We start from the raw sequence: 6,603 nt of genomic DNA, 5'->3' as shown, positions 1-6,603 counted from the left end.
AAAAAGAATGATGGAAAACATATCTATTTCCAAAAAACAGAATCGCTTACTTATCCTATTGATTATTCGATTTTAAAAAACTGCGAGGAACTCAATAATATGGAGTTCTTTGCTAATCCTAATGGCAGTTTATTCAAACTTACCCAAAATGAATATGATTTCATTATGGATATAATTCGAGACACAAATCCTATTAAACGAACAAATGAAAATATCGGCCGATACACAGATGAAGATTTTCTAAATGACGTATTTCTTGATGAACAAGAACTCAAAACTCTAAAAAGTATACTCAAATACAAAAAAAATAATCATATTGCAGGGAGCCCCGGGAGTAGGTAAAACATACTCTGCCAAACGACTGGCTTATACAATAATGGGAGAAAAAGATGATTCAAGAATCTCAATAGTCCAATTCCATCAAAATTATTCATACGAAGATTTTGTTATGGGTTATAAACCTCAAGAAGAAAAATTCGAACTAAAAAAGGGAATATTTTACAAATCTTGTATTACTGCCGGAAATGATCCAGAACACGATTATTTTTTCATAATTGATGAAATCAATCGTGGTAATATGAGTAAAATATTCGGAGAATTATTAATGCTAATTGAAAAAGATTACCGTAATGTTAAAATAGCATTAGCACACAATGGAGAACTTTTCTCTGTGCCAAACAATCTCCACATCATAGGTATGATGAACACCGCAGATCGCAGCTTGGCTATGATTGATTATGCATTGAGAAGAAGATTTTGTTTCTACAACATGAAACCAGGATTTGATTCAATCGGCTTCCAAAAGTACCAAAATGAATTACATAATACCACTTTCGACAAATTAATTGAAACGATCAAGAGATTAAATGATGAAATATCTAGAGATGAATCACTCGGTGACGGATTCCAAATAGGACACAGTTATTTATGTGGATTAAAATCTTGTGATAAAGTAAAAGAAATTATATTCTATGACATTATTCCTATGTTACATGAATATTGGTTTGATGATAAACAAAAAGTTGATTTTTGGGAAAATGAACTAAAGAGCTTATTCTAATGACAAATGACAAAAATATATTAATCAAAAATATTTATTACATGCTAGCTTATGCCTTTCAGGTACTTAAGCGTAACAACTATGCAAGTATAGCTTCTGAAAAATTCGAGCATATAGAAGACTTGTTTGCAGAAATTCTATCGCGAGGTATTTCGTATCAATTAAAACAAGGATTATATCGTGAATATGTACCAAGAACAGAATCACTACCTACAATGAGAGGGAAAATTGACATAACAAAAACTATTAAACATAGAATACAATGTCAGCAGATCCTATCATGCGAATTTGATGAACTATCAGAAAATAATATATTTAATCAAATATTAAAAACTACAATCAGTATTCTTCTCCAAGGAAAGATAGTAGCCAAAGAACGAAAAAACAAATTAAAGAAAGTCCTACCATTCTTCGTCAACATTAATACCATTGAACCATCCATCGTAAAGTGGAATACACTCTATTTTCAACGTAATAATCAGACCTATAAAATGCTGATGAATATTTGTTATTTTATTTTGGAAGGTTTACTACAGACAACTGAAGATGGTAAATACCACATGGCAACTTTCTCTGATGAATATATGCATCGGCTTTATGAGAAATTTGTATTAGAATATTACAAAACAGAACATCCTGAATTAAAGACCAGTACTTCCCGAATAAAATGGAATATTGACTATCAATCCGATAACAAAGCACTAGAATTACTTCCATGTATGCAATCAGATATCATGTTAGAATACAATGGAAGAACGCTTATTATTGACACCAAATATTATTCGCAAACAATGCAAAAACAATATAACAAACAAACCCTTCATTCTAACAACTTATACCAAATTTTCACCTATGTGAAAAACTATGATATACAAAATTCAAGCAATGTTGCAGGTATGCTTTTATATGCAAAAACTAATGAAGAAATTACTCCTGATTTAGAAACCAGTATATGTGGAAATAGAATCTATGTCAAAACTCTCGACTTATATACAGATTTCAAAAATATTGCTTCCCAATTAGATGAAATAATAAGCTATATAAAGATACATTAAACACATATAGACTCATTGTGTATTTTAAGCATCATCCGATGAATCCCATATTTATAAGATTATAAACAAATATTTATTTCGTTCCTCCCCAAATTACATAACCTTAAACATACTACTAATAGAAATCAGCAACAAATTCCATTAAGTAAATAACCAAAACTACAGAAACAAAAACATACACTAAAAAATAAAGCACACTTTCATTTGAATTAAACTGTTTCTTGTTATCTTTGCCTAGACGTATTCATTTAAAGAACAATAATATGGATGTTGAAATAAAAGAGAAGGAAAACCGGAGACATGTCGGACGCAATTTACAAAGGATTCGTGTATATTTAGGCATGAAACAGGAAGCACTGGCCGCCGATCTTGGTGTAAATCAGCAGGTCATTTCAAAGATTGAGAAACAAGAGGAAATAGAAGAAGGCTTTCTAAAAAGAATTGCTGAAGTGTTGGGAATATCCGAAGAAGTCATTAAAGACTTTGATGTTGAAAAGACGATTTTCAATATTAATCATCATAATTATAAGGATGCAAATATCTCTGAAGGTGCTACTACATACGCCATCGTTCAACAAATAAATCCACTTGAAAAAATAGTTGAGTTATATGAGCGTTTGTTGAAAAGTGAGCAAGATAAAATTGAGATCCTGAAAAAACATATGAAATAATCACTGCTAGATTCAGCAATCTAATATATAGAAGAATGGAAACAATAGAAAATATAAAATCAAATCACCTTCACCTTGGGAAAAAGATAGAACGTGTACGCAGACTTCGCGGTATGACTCAAACGGAGCTAGGCCAATTATTAGGAATAACCAAGCAAGCTGTTTCAAAAATGGAACAAACCGAGAAAATTGATGATGAACGATTAGAAAAAATAGCCTCTGCATTAGGAGTTACTACCGACGGATTGAAAGAGTATAACGAAGAAACGGTTTTATATAACACAAATAATTTTTACGAGAATTGCGGTGTAAAAAATGCAATTGGTAATAACCAAACATTCAATAATTTTCCCATAGAACAAACGATTGAACTCTTTGAGAAACTGTTAGAGAAACAGAAAGAACAATTTGAGAGCTTAAAAAAAGAGAAATAGATGACCTTTATAAAATACTCAACTTCGTTTATAACAATTATTTCCCTAAGGGAGTTGTAGATGAATTGATTTCCTCAAAGAACAAAGAAATTGATTGGCTAAAAATAGAGATAAAGAACCTTAAACAAGAAAGAGAAACCTTGCTGCAAATAATTAGGGATATGTATTGAGTATCCCTAATTACCAAATGTTGATAAGAAATCCCCATTACATACAAATAAAACAATCCCAACGCTTCCCATTCCCAAAATAAAGTCCTACTTTTGTGAAGAATTCTGTTTGCAATATTTACAACAGTATTTCACAAATAAAATAAACCCTACAAAATGAAAGAAGAACCCGACAGTCTGTCTGTCCCTTACAATTTTGCCCGTTGTTTCAACGCTCAATGTCCACAAGCCTCCAAATGCCTGCGCCACATAGCTACACAACTTGATACAACAGATTACCTTTATATCTCCATCGTTAATCCGGCACGTTATCCTGCGGATGGAAACCAATGCGAATGTTTCAAAACTACAGTAAAAGTCCATGTGGCATGGGGACTTAAACAGTTGCTTAACAGAATCCCCTATGAGGATGCAGTCAGTATCAGAATACAATTGGTAGGACACTATGGAAAAACGGGATATTATCGATTCTATCGTGGAGAACGGGGGCTTATGCCTAAAGACCAAGCCTACATCAGACAACTATTCCGCAATAAAGGGATAAAAGAAGAGCCAACTTACCAACGCTACACAGAAGAATATATTTGGTGAGTTGCTGTCATCTGTCACAATTTAGGGGTTAATTGTTTAGTAATGAACCGATAAGACTGTGACAGCAAGAGGTGACGGCAGGGTGATGGCATTTTTGCCGTCACCTGGTTATTAGTCTTACAACATGATAGAGTGTACCGCTACGCGTATGTTTGGAAGGTATTTCTTGCTTTTTCAGTATTCTTCCGAAGGAATTAACCCTCTTGACAGACATCGGGATTGAACTGCCTTTTTGAATATCTTCCATAATCTCCGCTGGAGACAACCACTCCCCTTCTTCAGGCTGTGCGGCACGGAAATAACGGAAGAAAAGTTGCTCTTCCGGCGGGACTTGTTCAAATTCACGGTTGTTTTCCACCATGATCTTTTCTTCCTCCTGGTCGAACCAGTAACGTTCGCCATGTTCCAATTCGTACATAGCTTGTGCGTAAAGCTGCTCATAGTCTATCGGACGGTTGGTGTCAATCACTCCGGTCACTTCGATGCAAATAAAACGACGACTGCCGGAAGGGTCGGTCAACAAGTCTTTCTGGTTACTTGTAGCTATGAATGAGGCGTACCGACGCATTTCAAGCACGGCACTGCCATGAGGTTTCTTCACATTCAGTACAGGCTTTTGCAGAATATGTTTCAGAAAGCCTTGTTGTGTCGAACTCACCTGGTCAAATTCATCGATATTGATAAGCGCAAAACGATTGAGGTAAAGTTCGGCATCTTTCTTTCGGGAGAAATCAATGCTGTCAGTATAGTAGGAACGCTCGGAAGGGGGCATTATGCTCCGGCAAAAGGTGGATTTACGTGTCCCTTGCGGTCCGACAAGTAAGGGCGAAACACTGTTTGCATACTTTTTATTGCTTCCTTTCCAATGAGAAACCATATTGAGGAACCAACGGTGGAACAAATCCATCCAATACGGATTCTTACAAGGGACGGTGGCTGCCAATGCACGAATACGGTCTTTACCGTCCCATGCGGGAAGCCGGTAGAGGAAATCTTCCAACGGGTTGAATACAGGGACGCGGTTGGAGTAAATATAACGACTAATATCCCTATCCCACAACGGGATACCTTCCATTTGTGCATCCAAAGCAATGCTATTCAGCGCACGTTTGTCGAGAGGATTGAAGCGGAAACGGAAAGAAAGCCTTTCACGATATTCTACCTCACCAATTTGGGTATTATGACGGAATTCATAGCGGCGTTTCATAAATTCTTCAGTCTGCAAGGCGAGTTGCTGTTCTTTGCTTAGGCTGATATTCTTACCGAAAGCCTTTGCACTCGGTATATATATTGCCAATCATTTGCCGGATAAGCTCTTCCTGTCTATACATATAGAAGTGGAAAACAGTACGTCTCACGACTTCTTCTTGCGGAAGTCCCGAAGCAAAACAGTTTTTAGCCAGTTGAACAACTAAAGGATGCCATGTGTCTTCGCTCAATTCGAGCCCCGCTTCCCGAAGATCGGCATAAGCTTTCCGAAAAGCGGCTTCGAAAAGCATCAGGAAGGCATTTTCCGCATCATATCCCGGTACGGCACGGGTCAATGGAGATTTCTCCGCCTGAACCGCTTCACGGAAAGTGGTTTCTTCGGGCATTGATGATGGTTGAGAGAGATAAAATTGGACTGAATTCGGACGATATATGATGTCCGGATCGTGGGATAATCGCGAATATTGTTCCAAAGTCGGTTCTTTGGGAAGTATATCGAACGGGATTTGGGGCTGATAACATTTCACAGCCAGTCGATAGGCGTGGGCGTGGAATAGTTCCGCTTCTTCCCGTGTTTTGGGAAGGGAGTTGTCCGGTCGAGTGAAGGTAGTCCATATCTTCACCGTTTTTCCACTTGAACCCATGAAAACACAACGGGTTTGTGGTTGCTCACAGGCTTTTTGTTTCACTAAAGCGATTTCCGACTTATTGGATAAAGGACCGATGGTCAGTTCTACAATACCGTTATAGTTTTTCATTTGTTTCTGACCGTTTACTTTTCGAAATTCGGCAGCAGGAATTATTTGGGGAAGTTTATTGGCAAACATACACCGTTCATCGGAAAGGGTATATCGCAGATGCTCTCTGAATGTAGAAACAGGACGGGATTTTATTTCTGTCTTTATCTTATTTACCAGTATATCAAGATCCATTACGCTGAGCGCTATCGTATCTTCATTCTTACGAAATTGAGTAATTTTCATTAATTTGATAATAATTTGTTTTGTCAGCATCTTTGTGATCGTTGAGACTGCTAAATTAGTCATAATATCCGAAACCGGCAAAGAAAACAAGTTTTTAATACAGAAAATTATTGATATATCAAGCATCTCTTTAACCGAAAGAAACGTAAGCACTCATTGTATGGCTGTCCCTTTTTCTATACTCTGTAGTGGAGTATATAGCATCTCTTTATCCAATAATTAGTATTCTTTATTATTGTTGATAGGTAATAGTGACATGTAATTTGTTTCTCCTGCCGTTAATTTAGTTAAAATTTCCGCTATATATTTCACCGGCCTTAATCCATTCATCTTACATGTTTCAATAATTGAGTATAACATAGAAGCATTCTTTGCCCCTAGTTCCGATCCGCAAAACAGATAATTCTTTCTTCCCATACAAATGGGCTTC

6 protein-coding genes and 2 pseudogenes are annotated in these 6,603 nt (G+C 36.4%); 6 read left to right on the top strand and 2 right to left on the bottom strand.

The features are described 5' to 3' along the window. The 6 genes and pseudogenes from BSAG_RS25620 to BSAG_RS13420 form a co-directional block, all read left to right on the top strand. Window positions 1-342, top strand: a pseudogene (locus BSAG_RS25620) (restriction endonuclease); the annotation flags it as partial. After that, window positions 317-1,060 carry an AAA family ATPase gene (locus BSAG_RS25615; protein WP_232287659.1) on the top strand — a complete coding sequence of 248 codons (744 nt, stop codon included), beginning with the start codon at window positions 317-319 and terminating at the stop codon, window positions 1,058-1,060. The pseudogene BSAG_RS25620 and the gene BSAG_RS25615, both read left to right, overlap by 26 nt. After that, the gene (gene mcrC / locus BSAG_RS13405; protein WP_004316546.1) at window positions 1,060-2,115 is read left to right on the top strand and encodes a 5-methylcytosine-specific restriction endonuclease system specificity protein McrC; all 1,056 of its coding nucleotides are present in this window, start codon (window positions 1,060-1,062) and stop codon (window positions 2,113-2,115) included. The genes BSAG_RS25615 and mcrC overlap by 1 nt, the downstream gene beginning before the upstream one ends. A 263-nt stretch (window positions 2,116-2,378) precedes the next feature. Continuing rightward, complete coding sequence (locus tag BSAG_RS13410) at window positions 2,379-2,786, top strand: helix-turn-helix domain-containing protein (RefSeq protein ID WP_004316547.1); 408 nt, start codon at window positions 2,379-2,381, stop codon at window positions 2,784-2,786. Between the two features lie 35 nt (window positions 2,787-2,821). Continuing rightward, window positions 2,822-3,220 carry a helix-turn-helix domain-containing protein gene (locus BSAG_RS13415; RefSeq protein ID WP_004301999.1) on the top strand — a complete coding sequence of 133 codons (399 nt, stop codon included), beginning with the start codon at window positions 2,822-2,824 and terminating at the stop codon, window positions 3,218-3,220. A gap of 326 nt (window positions 3,221-3,546) precedes the next feature. Then, window positions 3,547-3,981: a DUF6078 family protein gene (locus BSAG_RS13420; protein WP_004316548.1), complete on the top strand. Its 435-nt coding sequence runs from the start codon at window positions 3,547-3,549 to the stop codon at window positions 3,979-3,981. Between the two features lie 100 nt (window positions 3,982-4,081). Here the strand turns inward: BSAG_RS13420 and BSAG_RS0223125 are convergent. Both BSAG_RS0223125 and BSAG_RS24210 read right to left on the bottom strand, forming a co-directional pair. Then, window positions 4,082-6,173 (bottom strand): annotated as a pseudogene (locus tag BSAG_RS0223125) (BT4734/BF3469 family protein). A 219-nt stretch (window positions 6,174-6,392) separates the two neighbouring features. Continuing rightward, the coding region (locus tag BSAG_RS24210) for a transposase domain-containing protein (RefSeq protein WP_008997451.1) at window positions 6,393-6,603 on the bottom strand (211 nt) is incomplete at its 5' end.

It is taken from the genome of Bacteroides sp. D1 (assembly GCF_000157095.2).
Classification (GTDB): domain Bacteria; phylum Bacteroidota; class Bacteroidia; order Bacteroidales; family Bacteroidaceae; genus Bacteroides; species Bacteroides xylanisolvens.
The sequence above is the reverse complement of the archived record's forward strand: the minus strand, read 5'-3'. Positions and strand labels throughout refer to the sequence as shown.